Annotated in this window: 14 protein-coding genes; 8 read left to right on the forward strand and 6 right to left on the reverse strand. The window is 67.1% G+C overall.

Annotation, left to right across the window (positions count from 1 at the left end; genetic code table 11):
* Position 1 precedes the first annotated feature (1 nt).
* Positions 2-445: a PaaI family thioesterase gene (locus tag MLE42_RS13120; protein WP_243288335.1), complete on the reverse strand. Its 444-nt coding sequence runs from the start codon at positions 443-445 to the stop codon at positions 2-4.
* Positions 446-543: 98 nt separating this feature from the next.
* Between MLE42_RS13120 and MLE42_RS13125 the strand changes: the two genes are divergently transcribed.
* Both MLE42_RS13125 and MLE42_RS13130 read left to right on the forward strand, forming a co-directional pair.
* Complete coding sequence (locus MLE42_RS13125; protein ID WP_243288336.1) at positions 544-1,542, forward strand: PstS family phosphate ABC transporter substrate-binding protein; 999 nt, start codon at positions 544-546, stop codon at positions 1,540-1,542.
* Positions 1,543-1,549: 7 nt separating this feature from the next.
* A complete protein-coding gene (locus MLE42_RS13130) occupies positions 1,550-2,077 on the forward strand; it encodes a TraB/TrbI/VirB10 family type IV secretion system protein (protein ID WP_243288337.1) in 528 nt (175 codons plus the stop codon).
* 3 nt (positions 2,078-2,080) lie between these two features.
* On the opposite strand, the gene MLE42_RS13135 is transcribed toward MLE42_RS13130, so the two are convergent.
* Together MLE42_RS13135 and ppk1 are read right to left on the reverse strand one after the other, a co-directional pair.
* Positions 2,081-3,115, reverse strand: coding sequence for an Mrp/NBP35 family ATP-binding protein (locus MLE42_RS13135; protein WP_243288338.1), 1,035 nt, complete (start codon positions 3,113-3,115; stop codon positions 2,081-2,083).
* A 300-nt stretch (positions 3,116-3,415) separates the two neighbouring features.
* Positions 3,416-5,548, reverse strand: a complete 2,133-nt coding sequence (ppk1, locus tag MLE42_RS13140; protein ID WP_243288339.1) for a polyphosphate kinase 1 — start codon at positions 5,546-5,548, stop codon at positions 3,416-3,418.
* Positions 5,549-5,729: 181 nt separating this feature from the next.
* On the opposite strand from ppk1, the gene MLE42_RS13145 reads away from it, so the two are divergent.
* The 6 genes from MLE42_RS13145 to rpsR all read left to right on the forward strand — a co-directional run bounded on the left by MLE42_RS13145 (position 5,730) and on the right by rpsR (position 9,167).
* Positions 5,730-6,377, forward strand: coding sequence for a 50S ribosomal protein L25 (locus MLE42_RS13145; RefSeq protein WP_243288340.1), 648 nt, complete (start codon positions 5,730-5,732; stop codon positions 6,375-6,377).
* Positions 6,378-6,468: 91 nt separating this feature from the next.
* Positions 6,469-7,062: a TetR/AcrR family transcriptional regulator gene (locus MLE42_RS13150; protein ID WP_243288341.1), complete on the forward strand. Its 594-nt coding sequence runs from the start codon at positions 6,469-6,471 to the stop codon at positions 7,060-7,062.
* Between the two features lie 24 nt (positions 7,063-7,086).
* Positions 7,087-7,725, forward strand: a complete 639-nt coding sequence (locus tag MLE42_RS13155; protein ID WP_243288342.1) for a DUF6448 family protein — start codon at positions 7,087-7,089, stop codon at positions 7,723-7,725.
* Between the two features lie 85 nt (positions 7,726-7,810).
* Positions 7,811-8,389, forward strand: coding sequence for an aminoacyl-tRNA hydrolase (gene pth / locus MLE42_RS13160; protein ID WP_243288343.1), 579 nt, complete (start codon positions 7,811-7,813; stop codon positions 8,387-8,389).
* Positions 8,390-8,514: 125 nt separating this feature from the next.
* Positions 8,515-8,904, forward strand: a complete 390-nt coding sequence (gene rpsF, locus MLE42_RS13165) for a 30S ribosomal protein S6 (RefSeq protein ID WP_243288344.1) — start codon at positions 8,515-8,517, stop codon at positions 8,902-8,904.
* Complete coding sequence (rpsR, locus tag MLE42_RS13170) at positions 8,901-9,167, forward strand: 30S ribosomal protein S18 (RefSeq protein ID WP_243288345.1); 267 nt, start codon at positions 8,901-8,903, stop codon at positions 9,165-9,167. Before rpsF ends, rpsR begins: the two co-directional genes overlap by 4 nt.
* Positions 9,168-9,477: 310 nt before the next feature.
* On the opposite strand, the gene MLE42_RS13175 is transcribed toward rpsR, so the two are convergent.
* The 3 genes from MLE42_RS13175 to dctA form a co-directional block, all read right to left on the reverse strand.
* The gene (locus MLE42_RS13175) at positions 9,478-11,043 is read right to left on the reverse strand and encodes an LTA synthase family protein (RefSeq protein ID WP_243288346.1); all 1,566 of its coding nucleotides are present in this window, start codon (positions 11,041-11,043) and stop codon (positions 9,478-9,480) included.
* A 613-nt stretch (positions 11,044-11,656) separates the two neighbouring features.
* Complete coding sequence (locus MLE42_RS13180) at positions 11,657-12,772, reverse strand: hypothetical protein (RefSeq protein WP_243288347.1); 1,116 nt, start codon at positions 12,770-12,772, stop codon at positions 11,657-11,659.
* Between the two features lie 248 nt (positions 12,773-13,020).
* On the reverse strand, positions 13,021-14,331 hold the full coding sequence (dctA, locus tag MLE42_RS13185) for a C4-dicarboxylate transporter DctA (RefSeq protein WP_243288348.1): 1,311 nt from the start codon (positions 14,329-14,331) through the stop codon (positions 13,021-13,023).
* Positions 14,332-14,418 lie beyond the last annotated feature (87 nt).

A 14,418-nucleotide genomic window follows, 5' to 3' on the forward strand; every position in this document is an offset into this window, starting at 1 on the left:
GTCATCCTCCGAGACCGGCCTTGATGGCGAAGTTGGCGGTGCTGTGCGCCACCAGGTCCGGGCCGCAGGTGAGCCGGCACGCGAGGATGCCGCTGCGGCCGGAGATCCGCACCACCTGGGCTTCCGCACGAACCTCGCCCCGGGCGGGCTCCAGGTAGCGGATGTGCAGGTCCGAGGTGGCGAAGGGCATGGCCCCGTCGAAGGCGGTGCTGAGGGCGAGGGCGCTGACCATGTCGGCGATGGTGGCGAGGACGCCGCCGTTCACCGTGCCGCGGCTGCCGTTGATGACGGCCTTGGTGGGTGCCAGCACCATGACGGCCTGGCCGGGGGTGACGGACTCGATGGTGAGCCCCCAGCCGCTGATGAGCGGCCAGGGGTGGAACCGCGTGCGCAATCGCTCCAGGAGATCCGGCGCCAGGGTCTCGGGTATGTGCGGCTTGACCATGGTCCAGGATAGCTCCATTCGCCGGGGTCACGGCAAAGGAGCCCGGGCTTCACGACCGCGTCACACCGCCATGGGGCAATGGTTCCGGAGGAACTCCCATGACCTTTCGCGCGATCGTTCCCATCGCCCTGCTCGCCGTCGGCCTGGCCTGCCAGCCGCCCCGAGCGGTCCCCGTATCCGCGCCTCCCCCGCCCCCCGCGGCCCGGGAAGTGGCCCTGCCCGCCTACGCCGCGGAGCGGCCGGTATCGGGGGAGCTGAAGAGCGTGGGCTCGGATTCCATGGAACCGTTGATGGTGCTCTGGGGCGAGGACTTCAAGAAGGTCCACCCCCGGGTCGCCACGCAGTTCATCTGCAAGGGCTCCGCCACGGCTCCGAAGGCCCTCCTGGAGGGCAGCGCCATCATGGGCCAGATGAGCCGCGAGATGACCGACGCGGAACTGGCGGCCTTCCAGGCCAAGTACGGCTACGCGCCCACGCGCATCCCCGTCGCCGTGGACGCCCTGGTGGTCTACGTCAACGCCAACAACCCCATCAAGCAGCTCCGCATGGAGGAGATCGACGCCATCTTCTCCACCACCCGCAGGAGCGGCGCGAAGCGCGACATCCTGCGCTGGGGCGACCTGGGCCTCGGCGGCGACTGGAAGCAGCGGGACATCCAGGCCTACGGACGGGACGAGAACTCCGGCACCCGCGCCTTCTTCCGGGAGCACGTCATGAAGAAGGGCGACTTCAAGCCCGGCGTGAAGGCCTTCATGGACCAGTTCGCCGTGGTGGAGGCGCCGGCGGTGGATGGCGGCGGCATCAGCTATGGGCCCCTGCAGTACGCCAACCGCATGGTGAAGGGCGTGCCCGTGGCCTCCTTCGGCAGCGACACCTTCGTGGAACCGGCCCTGGAGACCATCCAGAGGGCCACCTACCCCCTGACCCGCTTCCTCTACATCTACGTGAACAAGGCCCCGGGCCGGGCGCTGGACCCCACGGTGAAGGAATTCCTCCACTTCGTGCTGTCCCGGGAGGGCCAGGCGGCGGTGGCCAGCTTCGGGGCCGTGCCCATCCCCGGGGACCTGGCGGCCATGGGCGTGGGCAAGCTCAACTGAGGTCGCCATGCCGCCACTGAGGCCACTGCTGATGCCGCTGCCGCTCGCCGCCCTGCTCGGGGCCGGGCCGGAGCCCCTGCCCGCGCCGCCGCCCCACCGTATCGTCCTGCAGCTGCCGGTGACGCCCGCGGCAAGAGGAGCTGCGGACCTGCGGCTCCAGGAGAACGGCTCGACGTACCCGGTGCCGGCGGGGCTCGAAGTGCCCCTTCGGATCGAAGGCGACCTCACGGCGCCTCCGACGGATCCCGGCCGCACCCTGATCCACTTCAGCCTGGAAGCGCCGGTCTATGACGCGCGCCGCCGCGCCCTGCTGCTGCCGGCCGGCACCCGACTGGTCGGGTTGGTCCACCTGCTGCGCGGCGAGTACCGGTTCGTGGCCTTCCAGTCCCTGACCCTCCCGGATGGCCGCAGCCTGGGGGCTCCGGAAGAAGGGTTCCGCCTGGGTCCAGGAACCCAGCTCGACATCCATGACGGCGGCCGGGCCATGCTTACCGTGGCCCGGCCGCTCCGGGTCGAGGCGTTCGGGAAACCTTAGGACCTAGAGCTTCAGCACGCCCTTGAGGGTCTCCGCCATGTCCTGGAAGACCTTGGTCTGGACACTGTGGGGGTGCTCCGCCACGAAGGGCTTGCCGCTGTCCCCGCCCTCGCGGATGGCCAGGTCGATGGGGACCTCGCCCAGGAAGGGCAGCTCCATGCGGATGGCCGCGGCCTTCACGCCGCCGTGGCCGAAGATCTGGGTCTCCTTCCCGCAGCCGGGGCAGATGAAGCTGCTCATGTTCTCGATGATGCCGAGCACCGGCACCTTCACCGTGCCGAACATGCCGATGGCCTTCTTGGCATCGAGGAAGGCCACGTCCTGGGGCGTGCTGACGATGACCGCGCCGTCCACCTGGGCATTCTGGATGAGGGTGAGCTGCACGTCGCCGGTGCCGGGCGGCAGGTCGATGAGCAGCACGTCGAGGTCGCCCCAGGCCACGTCCTTCAGGAACTGCTGGAGGGCCTTGTTGAGCATGGCGCCGCGCCAGATGACCGGCCGGTCCTCCTCGATGAGCAGGCCCATGGACATGACCTTGATGCCGAACTTCTCGAGGGGCAGGATCTGGCCATCGGGCGTGCCCAGGGGCGAGTCCTTGAGGCCCAGCATCATGGGGATGGAGGGGCCGTAGATGTCGGAATCCAGCAGGCCCACCTTCAGGCCCAATTGGGACAGCGCGATGGCGAGGTTGGCGGTGACGGTGCTCTTGCCCACGCCGCCCTTGCCGGAGCCCACCACCACGCAGCGCTTGATGCCGGGGATGAGGTTCTTGAACTCCACCTGGGCCGTCTTCTCCCAGCCGATCTCGATATCCGCCGCCGTGACGCCGGGCTGGTTGAGGATCAACTCCTCCAGCGCCTGCTTGATGACCGCCACGCGGTCCCGGTAGGCGTCCATGAGCTGGAGCAGCACCGTCACCTTGCCCTCGGTGACGTCGATGCCCTTCACCGCCTTCAGGTTCGTGAGAGTGGCGTTGGTTCCGGGAACGACATAGGCATTCAGGGCTTCGAACAGGGCGGCGCGGCTGATCTTCGTCATGCGTGTCTCCAGCCCATTAGTCTGACACGGGGAATGAATGGCGGCACGCGATGGTCCCGCGCGGCTCCCAGCCCCGTGCGGAGTTCCAGCCGGGGCGAGGCTCCACCTCCGCGAGCCCAAAGGGCGAGTGGGAGCCAGGCCCTGCGTGGCGTCAGGTGGAGGCGCGCAGCGCAACCCTAGGTCCCCGCAACGCGTGCGTTGCGAGGGGGGCCCCTGGAGGGCTGCCAGCCGAGGCAAGGTCCCCTTGCCTTGGCGCGGGGGTCCCGGGGTGTTCGCGAAGCGAGGAACCCCGGGAGAGCATCAAATATCCGGATCCAGCGGCCCCAGCTTCTGGGTCAAAGCTCCCACCCCGCTGGCCAGGAGGGTGTGCTCGTAGATGCGGAGCTGGCTGCGGAGGGGCGGGTCCTGGGGATCCAGGCCCCGGCGCAGCACATCGCCCTCGGGACCGAGGACCCGGCCCTTCAGGGTGTCATGCAGCTGGAGCTCCACCATCTCCATCACCTGGGCGGCCAGCACCGGGTCCACCAGGGGGAAGGCCAGCTCCACGCGGCGATCCAGGTTGCGGGGCATGAGGTCGGCGCTGGCGAGCAGCGTCTCGGGCTGTCCGTCATTGGCGAAGTGGTAGATCCGGGCGTGCTCCAGGAAGCGGTCGAGGATGGACAGCGCGCGGATGTTCTCCGACAGCCCCGGAACGCCGGGCCGCAGGCAGCAGGTGCCCCGCACGATGAGGTCCACCTTCACCCCCTCGCGGCTGGCCTCGTAGAGCAGCTGGATGAGCTGCGGGTCCACCAGGGCGTTCATCTTGAGCACCATCCGCGCCGGGCGCTTCTTCCGCGCATGGCCGATCTCCCGCTGGATGCGCTCCTTGAGCGCCTTCTTCAGGTGCTGGGGCGCCAGGAGGATCTGGTTGAACTTCGGGGGGCGGGTGTAGCCCGTGAGCATGTTGAAGAGGTTGGAGAGGTCCTCGCCGAACTCCGGCCGGGCGGTGAAGAGGCCCAGGTCCGAGTAGAGGCGGCTGGTCCGCTCGTTGTAGTTGCCCGTGCCCAGGTGGCAGTAGCGCTGGATGCCGGCGGCTTCCTGGCGCACCACGAGGCAGGCCTTGCAGTGGATCTTGTGGTTGGGCAGGCCGTAGACCACGTGGACGCCGGTCTTCTCCAGGCGCCGGGCCCAGGCGATGTTGGCGGCCTCGTCGAAGCGGGCCCGCAGCTCCACGATGGCGGCCACCTGCTTGCCCCGCTCCGCGGCGCGCTCCAGGGCCGCGGCCACGGGGCTGTTGGCCGTCACCCGGTAGAGCGTCATCTTGATGGCGAGAACCTTGGGATCCTCGGCGGCCTCCCGCACGAAGCGCACCACGCTGTCGTCGAAGCTCTGGTAGGGATGGTGGAGGAGGATGTCGTTCTTGGCGATGGCATCGAAGACGCTGCCCGCCTGGTCCAGCTGGGGCACGGGCAAGGGCGGCAGCGGCGAGTCCTTGAGGTGGGGCAGGTCCAGCTGGACGTAGAGCTGCATGAGGTCCGAGAAGGCCGTGAGGCCCGAGCTCGGGTAGAGGTCTTCGGGGCTCAGCTCCATCTCCTCGATGAGCAGGTCCAGCACCTTGGCCGACAGGCCGTGCTCGTACTGGAGGCGCACCACGGCGCCCCGGCGCCGGTCGCGCAGGCTCTCCTCCACGGTCTTGAGCAGGTCCTCGGAGGGATCCTCCTCCACCGGCTGGTCCGAGTCGCGGGTGACGCGGATGGCGTGGCAGCACTTCACCGCATAGCCCAGGAAGAGGCGGGACAGGTGATGGCGGACCACGTCCTCGAGCATGACGAAGGCGTGGGCGTCCGGCCCCGAGGGCACGCGGAGGAAGCGGGAGGCGAGGCCCGTGGGCACGTGGATGAAGGACAGCTCCGAGGCCGGCAGGTCCCCGTCCAGCAGGTCCTCGTCCGGCACCAGCTCCACCACCAGCACCAGGGCCCGGTTGCCCAGGCGCGGGAAGGGGTGGCCCGTGTCCACGGCCAGGGGCGTGATCAAGGGCAGGATGCTGCGCTCGAAGTAATCGAGGACGAAGGCCTCCTGGGCCCCATCGAGCTCCCTCGGATCGAGGATGCGGATGCCCGCGGCCTCCAGCTGGGGCTCGAGGATGGCGTGGAACAGCTCGTGCTGCCGGGCGGAGTAGGCGTGGATCCGCCCCGCCACACGCTCCAGCAGCTGGCGGGGCGTGAGGCCGTCCGGGCCGGGCTGGGTGATCCCCGCGTCGATCTGGCGCCAGATGCCCGCCACCCGCACCATGAAGAACTCGTCCCAGTTGTTCGATACGATGCCGAGGAACTTCACCCGCTCCAGCAGCGGCACCGAGGGGTCCTCCGCTTCCTCCATGACCCGGGCGTTGAAGTCCAGCCAGCTCAGCTCGCGGTTGAGCAGCTCCTCGGGACGGGGGATGGGGTGGAACATGGAAGCAGGATAATCCCGGCCCGTGGCGGTCGTGCGCCGGGGCGCGGTGAATATCCCCTTTGGTTTCGGGGCTTTTTCGGGCAGAATCGGGGATTCGGCCCTCCATGGGGAGGCGCCGAGCGGTCCGCCCGGACCCACCCCAACGAGAGGGCGGCATCCAGCCGCCAGGTAGGAGGAAGACATGTCCCAGGAAGTCCTGGTCGTCCCCAAGCGCGAGACCTTCGGCAAGGCCGCCATCCGTGACCTCAAGAAGAACGGCATGATCCCGGCCGTGGTCTATGGCCTGAACGAGGCGCCCATCGCCATCGCCATCAGCCCCAAGGCCGTGGCCCGCGTGCTGGCCAGCGACGCCGGCATGAACTCCGTGATGTTCCTCCAGCGCGAGGGCACGGACATCAAGCGCCACGTCATCATCAAGGACCTGCAGCGCGACCCCATCACCGGCCGTCTCCGCCACGTCGATTTCATGCGCGTGGACATGACCCACAAGGTGCGCGTGAAGGTGCCCGTGCGCCTCATCGGAACCTCCATCGGCGTGAAGAGCATGGGCGGCATCCTCGACTTCGCCCACCGTGAGATCGAGCTCGAGTGCCTGCCCAGCATCATCCCCGCCCACATCGACGTGGACGTGACCAACCTGGCCGTGGGTGACAGCATCCGCTTCGAACAGATCGCCCTCATGCCCAACGTGGCCTTCGTGGGCGACGCCCACCAGACGGTGTGCTCCGTCCGCGGCAAGGCCGCCGAGGAGGAGGAAGCCGCCGCTCCCGCGGCCGCCGCCGCCGAACCTGAAGTGGCCAAGAAGGGCAAGAAGGAAGAGAAGAAGTAACTTCTGGCCATCAGTTTTCAGAAAACGGGCGCCCTGCGGTGCCCGTTTTTTTTGGGATTGACAAAAGTAAGTACTTACTTACAATCAAGTCATGGCCCGACCTGCCCTGGAGCTCACCCCGAAGCGCGCGGAGATCGCGGACGCGGCGCTGCGTGTCATCGAGACCCGAGGCATCGCGGCCTTGACGACCAGCGCCCTGGCCGCGGAGCTGGGCGTCAGCAGCGGCGCCCCCTTCCGCCACTTCGCGAATCGCGATGAGATTCTCGAGGCCGTGGTCCTGCGGGTGGAGGAACTGATTCTCGGCACCTTCCCCCCGGAAACGGATCCGCCCCTGGAGCGCATCCAGTCCCTCATCCGGGCCCGCGCGAAGGTGGTGGGCGGCCACCGGGGCATCGGGCGGCTGATGTTCTCCGAGCAGTTCGCCCTGGCGCTGCCGGAGACCGCCGCCGTCCGCCTGCGGACCGTGGTCGCCCGGACCCGGGCCTTCCTCCTGCAGGCCCTCGACGAGGGCCGCAGGGAGGGCACCGTCCGCACCGATCTCTCGCCGGAGGCCCTGCTGACCGTGACCTTCGGGATGCTCATGCACCTCGTCTACGCCCAGGCCGCCGGCCAGGGCCGCCTCCAGGATGCCGGCGAGACCTGCGCCATCCTGCTCACCCTGCTCCGACCCGTCTCCGCGCCCTGAGCGCAGCACCTCACAGGAGTCCCCATGCGCAAGTTCCCCCTCCCAGCCCTGCTCGCAACCATCCTGATGGGGCTCTCGACCCTGCCCCTGGCCGCCCACTGCGACGCCCTCGACGGTCCCGTGGTGACCGCCGCGCGTCAGGCCCTCGCCAAGGGCGACGTCAACCCGGTGCTGGCCTGGGTGAAGGGCGAGGACGAGGCCCAGATCCGCGCCGCCTTCGCCCGCACCCTCAAGGTCGGCGCCCTGGGCCCCGAAGCGAAGGAGCTGGCCGAAACCTACTTCTTCGAGACCCTGGTGCGCGTCCACCGGGCCGGCGAAGGCGCGCCCTACACGGGCCTCAAGCCCGCGGGCCTGGACCTGGGCCCCGCCATCCCCGCCGCGGACAAGGCCATGGCCTCCGGCGACCTGAAGCCCGTGTTCGAGCTCATGCACGGCGTCCTCAAGCCGGGCCTCGAGGCCCGCTTCAAGGAGGCCCGCGCCACCCGGAGCCAGGCCACCTCCGATCCCGCTTCCGGCCGCAAGGCCGTGGCCGCCTATGTGGATTTCCTCCACTACGTGGACGGTGTCTACCAGGCCGCCGCTGGTGGCGGCGCCCACGCCGAAGGTGCCGAAGCAGAAGCCCATGCCGCCCCCGCCAAGCCCGAGCCACACCACCAGCATTGAAGGCTCTTCACTCCGGGAGCGGGCGCCAGACGGCGCCCGCTGCCTTTCCCGAGAGCTGACAGCCGACAGCTGATAGCTTCAACCCATGTGGACCCTCGTTCCCCTCGGCAACCCCGGCCCCGAGTACCAGGACACTCGGCACAACCTCGGCCGTCTCATGCTCCAGCGCTGGATGGCGGACCGGAAGCTGGCGCCGTCCCCAACCAGGCGTTTCCCCTCGGGCACGCTCTATCCGCTGACGGAGGGCCTCCAGGCCCTGGTGCCCGCCACCTACATGAACCTCTCCGGGGAGGCCTGCCTCCAGGCTGAAGCCGCGGGGATCTACCCCCGCAACCTGGTGCTCCTCTACGACGACAAGGACCTGCCCCTGGGCACGGGCCGCTTCCGGCTCGACGGCTCCAGCGGCGGCCACAACGGCCTCCGCTCCGTGTTCGAGTGCCTGGGCACCACGGACATCGCCCGCCTCCGCCTGGGCATCGGCCCCTTCCAGCGCCCCCTGGTGGACTACGTGCTGGAACGCTGGACCGATCCCGAGTGGGAGGTCATCGACCGGCTGGACGCCCCCTTCGCCCGGTTCCTGGAGTCGCTGGGCCAGGCCGGGGATCTGGCGGGCCTGGCCAACCAGGTGAATCCGGCGGCGTTCTGGACCCCGGCCGAGGCTTGAGCCGCACGACTTTCCATTGAATTTCCTGGCCTTCCACGCGAAACTATCCGTTCGCGCCTCCGCTGGAGGCGTCTTCCTTGCTCCCCGGAACCCAGAGGGGGGCTTCACATCCACAAGGAGGACAGATGCGTCATTACGAGACCATCTTCATCGCCTCCCCCACGCTGACGGACGAGCAGAGCGATGAGCTCGTCAAGCAGTTCGAGGGGATCATTGCCGAGCAGGGTGGCGAGCTGCTCAAGACCGACAAGTGGGGCCGCAAGAAGCTGGCCTACGAAGTCCAGAAGTTCAGCGAGGGCTACTACACGCTGTTCGAGATGAACGCGGGCCCCGACCTCATCGCCGAGCTGGAGCGCCGCTTCCGCAACCACGATTCGGTCATCAAGTACCTGAGCGTCCGCATGGACGAGGCCGAGAAGGCCGCGGGCCGCGCCAAGCAGCGCATCGAGCGCGAGGCCAAGCGCAAGGCCCAGGCCGGCATCAAGGAACGTTCCGCTGAAGAGGTGATGGGATGAAGCGCCGCGCCGATGCCAAGAAGGGCAAGCCCAAGAAGAAGAAGGCCTTTGGGGGACGACGCGCCAAGTTCTGCAAGTTCTGCGTCGAGAAGAGCACCCTCATCGACTACAAGGACGTGAAGACCCTCCAGGCCTTCACCCCCGAGCGCGGCAAGGTGCTGCCCCGCCGCACCAGCGGCGTGTGCGCCGTCCACCAGCGCGCCCTCGTGGAAGCCATCAAGCGCGCTCGCAACATCGCGCTGCTCCCCTTCGCCACGGACTAGTCCTGGCGCTGGCGGACTTTCAACGAAGAGGGGGCCGAGCGGCCCCCTCTTCGTTTCCGCACGAAAGCCTCCCCCGGAGCCTCCTCCGCGACCCGCATCGTCCCTCGCATCGCGCTGCTGCCGTTCGCCTCGGATTAGGCGCTGTCAGGCCGAGCCTGCTCGGACGTTACGGCGCCAATTCCCGTACTTCCGCAGGAAGTTCGGGGCCAGTCCTGATCGTAGTAATCGACAAAGCGGGGGTGGGCGCCCCCGCTTTGTCGGATCCGGCTTCCATGCCAGCGGCGACTCGGATGTCAGCCGCCTCGCCAGTTCAAGGGAGGTCCGGCACCCCCGGCTGGGGCATGAACACACGTTTATCCTTGTCGATGATCAGGTAGGAAATGGGCTTGCCGAACAATCCCATGGGCGAGCCGTAGAAGGCCCGGTGCCTGGAGGCGTCTTCGGGGCTGGGCACCGACCAGAGCGTCGCCATCCCGGGCATCCGCTGGCCCAGGAGATTCCGGATGGATTCACTTATCAGAGCGTGCGACGCATGGTCCTGCCAGCCTGGATCGATGCCCTGGAGCCTGCCTGCCAGGTCAGGGCTGGAAAGCACGATCACGGGGACAGTCCACTCGGAAATGCCGCATTCCCCGGGCAGATTCCCGTGGGGAGCCTTGGCCTGGAAATTTTGCCCATGGTCGCTGGTATAGAACACCAGGGTACCCTCCGGAAGCCGCCCGGCCACGCCCTGTAGGAACGCCAGCGAGGCCCGGGAGATCGCGATGGAATAGGGGTTCGGGGCCCCGGCCAGCTCAGGCGGAAGGCTATGCGCATAGGGGAAGTGGGTCCCGACCTTGTTGATGAGGGTGAACGTCCGCTCCGCCTTCCCCAGCTGGCCGATCAGCGCGGGGATGGCATTGAGATCCCGTTCCGTTCGCACACCCAACGCCCCGGACGGCAGGACTTCGTCGATGAAGGACTTCTCGAGGTCATCGAAGTAGTCCTGGATGGCCAGGTCGTTCAACACACCCTGGCAATCGATGTAGGCAGTTCGGAAACCAGCCTCCTTCGCCATCTGGAAAAGGCTGGGGAAGTGGCGAAGGGATGTTCCCGGATCTTTCGGATCAGCGCCCCGCCTGAGCATCAGGTTCGACGCGGCGCTGGAATTGGCGAAGCTGTACCCCAGACCGAGATTGCGGAGGTTCGGCAGGTGGGCCCGATCGACCAGGTCCCGGAACGCGCCCCCTTCCACCGATTCGTCGATGACGAGAACGAGGTGCCGCACCATGGGGTCAATGGGAACGTGCTGGAACGCCGCCGCAGCTTTCCCGTCCTGTACCCATCGGCGGGCCGCGGCGTCCACGGCCAGAGTTCCGGCGTGCAGCCCCGCCTGGAACTGCATGGGAAACCCATTCAAAGCCGTGTCTCCACCGATGGCCAGGATCGCCACGTACATGACGACCGCGGTCAGGCTGGCGGTGATCATGGGGATGCTGTTCCTGGCCCGCAGGGCGACGCGGATCCAGATAAGCAGGACCAGCACCCCCAGGATCTGCAGCACCACGATGAGGATGGGTGCCGTGAATTGGGATAGCGCATCTCCCGTGTTCCCGACCGATTCCAAGAGGGTCTTCCCGTCGACCAGGGTCAGGGGCCGCCCCCTGATCCTGAAGAAGGAGGTGCCGACCAGAAAATTGAGAGAGAAGAAAAGCCCCCCCAGGATCGCCCACCGGCGACGGGCGAGCCCGCAACCCACCAGCGCCAAGACTGCGGCCAGGATTTCCACCAGGTAGATCACCTGTTTCAGCGGGTGCCCCAAGGTGGCCATCCGGTGGGGGATCTGGGGATTCATCCACAGCGATAGCGCCACCAGCAGCGCGCACGCGACCAGCACCTGCGCTCGTCGGGTCAACTTGAGAGGTCTGGGCAGGATCGATTCCGTGACCACTGGAGGCTCCGGATCAGGTCACTGTGAACACCTGACGCCCCAAGGACAAGTATTGCGGATGGGGGGAATCAAGAAGCCTATATTGATCTGCCTTTGGGACTTTAGTCAGAGAATTCGAAGCGGACGCTCTGGGAGGGTCAGACGAACCGGGCTGGGACTCAGCGGAGACAAGGTGGTTCCATTTCAAGAGCCCCGGACGAGGCCAGGCGCTGGCAGATATTCAACGAAGGGAGCCATCCGGTCTCCTTTGGAGCCTACCCGTCCCTTCGGAACCGGTCGCCTTCTGCCGCCCTCCAACTCGCCTCCATCTGACGGGCGCCCCTCCGGGTGCGCCCTCCCACTCGCTCCGCTCGTGGAGACGGAGCCTCCATGGAAGCCATCAAGCGCGCACTCCGGACGGCGGAGCCCCGCTCCGAAGGCTCCCCCGGAGCCTCCTCCGCGACCCGCATCGTCCCTCGCATCGCGCTGCCGCCGTTCGCCACGGATTAGGTTCGTTTTTGATCCTGCGAAAAAGCGGGGGCCTCGGCCCCCGCTTTTTCGCATGGCATAAGACAACTACTCAGTCCGTCACCGCGAACACCACGCGGTCGTTGCGCAGGCGCTCGGGGTCCAGGATGCGGATGGTGGCGTTCTTCCGGTCGTCAGCGAGGATCACGGTGTAGTCCTTGTCCTTCTGGAGGGAGCCGGGCACCACGTTCACCTTGCTGATCTTGGCGAGGCCCACGTCCGAGGCCTGGATCTGGACCTGGGGATTCGGATCATCCAGCGGGAGATCCTTCACGAAGCGGGAAGCCACGGCCTTGGGGCCCATGCGGTCCTTGGCGAAGACGGGCACCACGATGACGCCTTCGTTCTCCAGCTGTTTGCGCTGGCCGACCAGGTAGTGCATCGAGTTGAGCTTGACCTTCTGAGCCTGGCTCAGGGTGGTCAGCTCACTCACCTGGGCCGTCAGGGTGGTCTTCTCGGAATGGAGGGCGTCCACCTCCTCTTGCACCTTGGAGCGCTCGGTCTTCAGGTCCTGTACCTGGGTGGAGAGATCATCTCGATCCTTCTGCAGGGCCGCCCGCTGGTTGTGCAGGTACTCGGTGGGGCCGATCTCGGCCTTGCCTTGCGTGACAGCGGTGAAGTAGGCGCCGCCGGCGTACTGCTGGTAGACCTGCCAGCCAGGCTGGAGCTCTTCCAGGATGTTCGCCCGGGCGGCGAGGGCCTTGGCCTTCTCCTCCGAGAGGCCCTTGCCCTTCAGGAAGCGCACGGCCATGGCGAAGTGGTTGTCCTTCTCGGTGGCGATCTGGGGCTTGGGCAGCTGGGACTGGAGCTTGGCGACCTTGGTGTGGAGCTCGCCGATCTGCTTGTCGCGATCGAGGATCTCCTGCAGGAGGGCCGCGGTGCCGTTGTTCTTCTCGGCCTTGATGCGCGCCTCCAGGAGGGCCCGCTGGTCCTCCGTCAGCTGGATGCCCGCGGCGTTGGGCTGCAACCCCGCCTTGGCCATGGCTTCAGCCTGGGCCTTGGTGGCGCCCTGGGCCTGTCCTTCAGCCTGCTGGGCCTCCGCCACCTTGCTGGCGAAATCCTTGGATTCCGTGGACTCGGACTGCGACTTCTGATTGCACCCGACCGCGAGGGCGAGCGGGAGGACCGCGAGGGCGGCCCCGAGGGCGAAGGGTTTCAGGAATGTCATGCACACCTCCTCAGGGAGCGGGGAACGTTGGACCTGAAGGGTGGTGCCGCCTCCGGATTCACGCAAGTTAATGTAGATACACCATTTGTTCTACCACCAACCCATCCCTGCGGAGGTGCGCCCCACTTAAAGGCCGTGATCTCTTCACTCAAGGAGGGGTCCATCGAAGCCGCGGCCGCGAAGATTTCTGCGCCGGCACAAAAAAAGCGGGAGCCGGAGCCCCCGCTTCTCCTTCAGGTGTGGAGGCCCTACTCCATCTCGTTGGCCAGGACCGGCACCTCGACCACGGGCGCGGGCGCTTCCGCCTTGCCGCCCAGAGTGGCGTGGAAGGTGTCCCAGTCCAGCTCCTTCTCCCAGCTGGCCATCACGACAGCGGCGATGCAGTTGCCGATGTGGTTGGTGATGGCACGGGCCTCGGACATGAACTTGTCGATGCCGAGGATCAGCGCCATGCCGGCCACGGGGATGCTGGGCACCACGGCCAGGGTGGCGGCCAGGGTGATGAAGCCCGAGCCGGTGACGCCCGCAGCGCCCTTGCTGGTGATCATCGCCACCACGAGGATGCCCAGCTGCTGGCCGAGGGTGAGCTCGATGCCCAGGGCCTGGGCGATGAAGAGGGAGGCCAGCGTCATGTAGATGTTCGTTCCGTCCAGATTGAACGAGTAGCCCGTGGGGATCACCAGGCCGACGATGGACTTGGAGAGGCCCAGCTTCTCCATCTTCTCCATGAGGGGGATCAGGGCGGATTCGGACGAGCTGGTGGCCATGACCAGCAGGAGCTCGCTCTTGATGTAGCCCACCACCTTGAAGATGTTGAAGCCCGCCAGCCGGGCGATGATGCCCAGCACCACGAAGATGAACACGGCGCAGGTGGCGTAGAAGAGGAAGATGAGCTGGGCCATGGGGATCAGCGACTTCAGGCCGAACTTCCCGATGGTGTAGGCGATGGCGGCGCCGGCGCCCAGGGGGGCGAGGTAGAGGATCTGCTTCATGACGCCGAAGAACATCTTGCTGAGGTTGTCCAGCATGGAGACGACCGGGTCCTTGACCTTGTCAGGCAGGGCCGCGAGGGAGAAGCCCATGAGCACCGAGATCAGCAGCACCTGGAGGATGTCGCCCTCCGTGAAGGCGCTGAACAGGGTCTTGGGGATCATCTTCAGCAGGTGGTCCGCGATCGTCAGGTGCTGGGCCTGGGTGACGTAGTTGGCCACGAGCTTGGGATCGAGCTTCGACGGGTCGGCGTGGAAGCCGCGGCCGGGTCCGAACACGTTGGCCATGACGAGGCCGATCACCAGCGCCAGGGTGCTGACGATCTCGAAGTAGAGGATGGCCTTCCCGCCCACGCGGCCGGCCTTCTTGATGCTGCCGGAGCCCGCGATGCCCAGCACCACGCTGCAGAGGATCACCGGCGGGATGAGCATCTTGATGAGGTTGATGAAGCCGTCGGCCAGGGGCTGCATCTTCACGGCGACGCCGGGGTAGAAGTGCCCCAGCATCGCCCCGAGGACGATCATGACGGCGACCCAGTTGTACAGTTTTGATGCGGCACGCTTGAACATGCGGATGGTCCTTTCAGAGATCCAGACATGGGTGACAGGCGGCCCCGATGGGGCCGGATGGGAACGTGGTGGGAAAGATGCCGGAGG

Source organism: Geothrix terrae (assembly GCF_022808775.1).
GTDB classification, from domain to species: Bacteria; Acidobacteriota; Holophagae; order Holophagales; family Holophagaceae; genus Geothrix; species Geothrix terrae.

Excerpts from the sequence above, each read along its gene's own strand:
- MLE42_RS13120 (WP_243288335.1), bottom strand. The coding sequence starts at position 445 with ATGGTCAAGCCGCACATACCCGAGACCCTGGCGCCGGATCTCCTGGAG.
- MLE42_RS13125 (WP_243288336.1), top strand. The coding sequence starts at position 544 with ATGACCTTTCGCGCGATCGTTCCCATCGCCCTGCTCGCCGTCGGCCTG.
- MLE42_RS13130 (WP_243288337.1), top strand. The coding sequence starts at position 1,550 with ATGCCGCCACTGAGGCCACTGCTGATGCCGCTGCCGCTCGCCGCCCTG.
- MLE42_RS13135 (WP_243288338.1), bottom strand. The coding sequence starts at position 3,115 with ATGACGAAGATCAGCCGCGCCGCCCTGTTCGAAGCCCTGAATGCCTAT.
- ppk1 (WP_243288339.1), bottom strand. The coding sequence starts at position 5,548 with ATGTTCCACCCCATCCCCCGTCCCGAGGAGCTGCTCAACCGCGAGCTG.
- MLE42_RS13145 (WP_243288340.1), top strand. The coding sequence starts at position 5,730 with ATGTCCCAGGAAGTCCTGGTCGTCCCCAAGCGCGAGACCTTCGGCAAG.
- MLE42_RS13150 (WP_243288341.1), top strand. The coding sequence starts at position 6,469 with ATGGCCCGACCTGCCCTGGAGCTCACCCCGAAGCGCGCGGAGATCGCG.
- MLE42_RS13155 (WP_243288342.1), top strand. The coding sequence starts at position 7,087 with ATGCGCAAGTTCCCCCTCCCAGCCCTGCTCGCAACCATCCTGATGGGG.
- pth (WP_243288343.1), top strand. The coding sequence starts at position 7,811 with ATGTGGACCCTCGTTCCCCTCGGCAACCCCGGCCCCGAGTACCAGGAC.
- rpsF (WP_243288344.1), top strand. The coding sequence starts at position 8,515 with ATGCGTCATTACGAGACCATCTTCATCGCCTCCCCCACGCTGACGGAC.
- rpsR (WP_243288345.1), top strand. The coding sequence starts at position 8,901 with ATGAAGCGCCGCGCCGATGCCAAGAAGGGCAAGCCCAAGAAGAAGAAG.
- MLE42_RS13180 (WP_243288347.1), bottom strand. The coding sequence starts at position 12,772 with ATGACATTCCTGAAACCCTTCGCCCTCGGGGCCGCCCTCGCGGTCCTC.
- dctA (WP_243288348.1), bottom strand. The coding sequence starts at position 14,331 with ATGTTCAAGCGTGCCGCATCAAAACTGTACAACTGGGTCGCCGTCATG.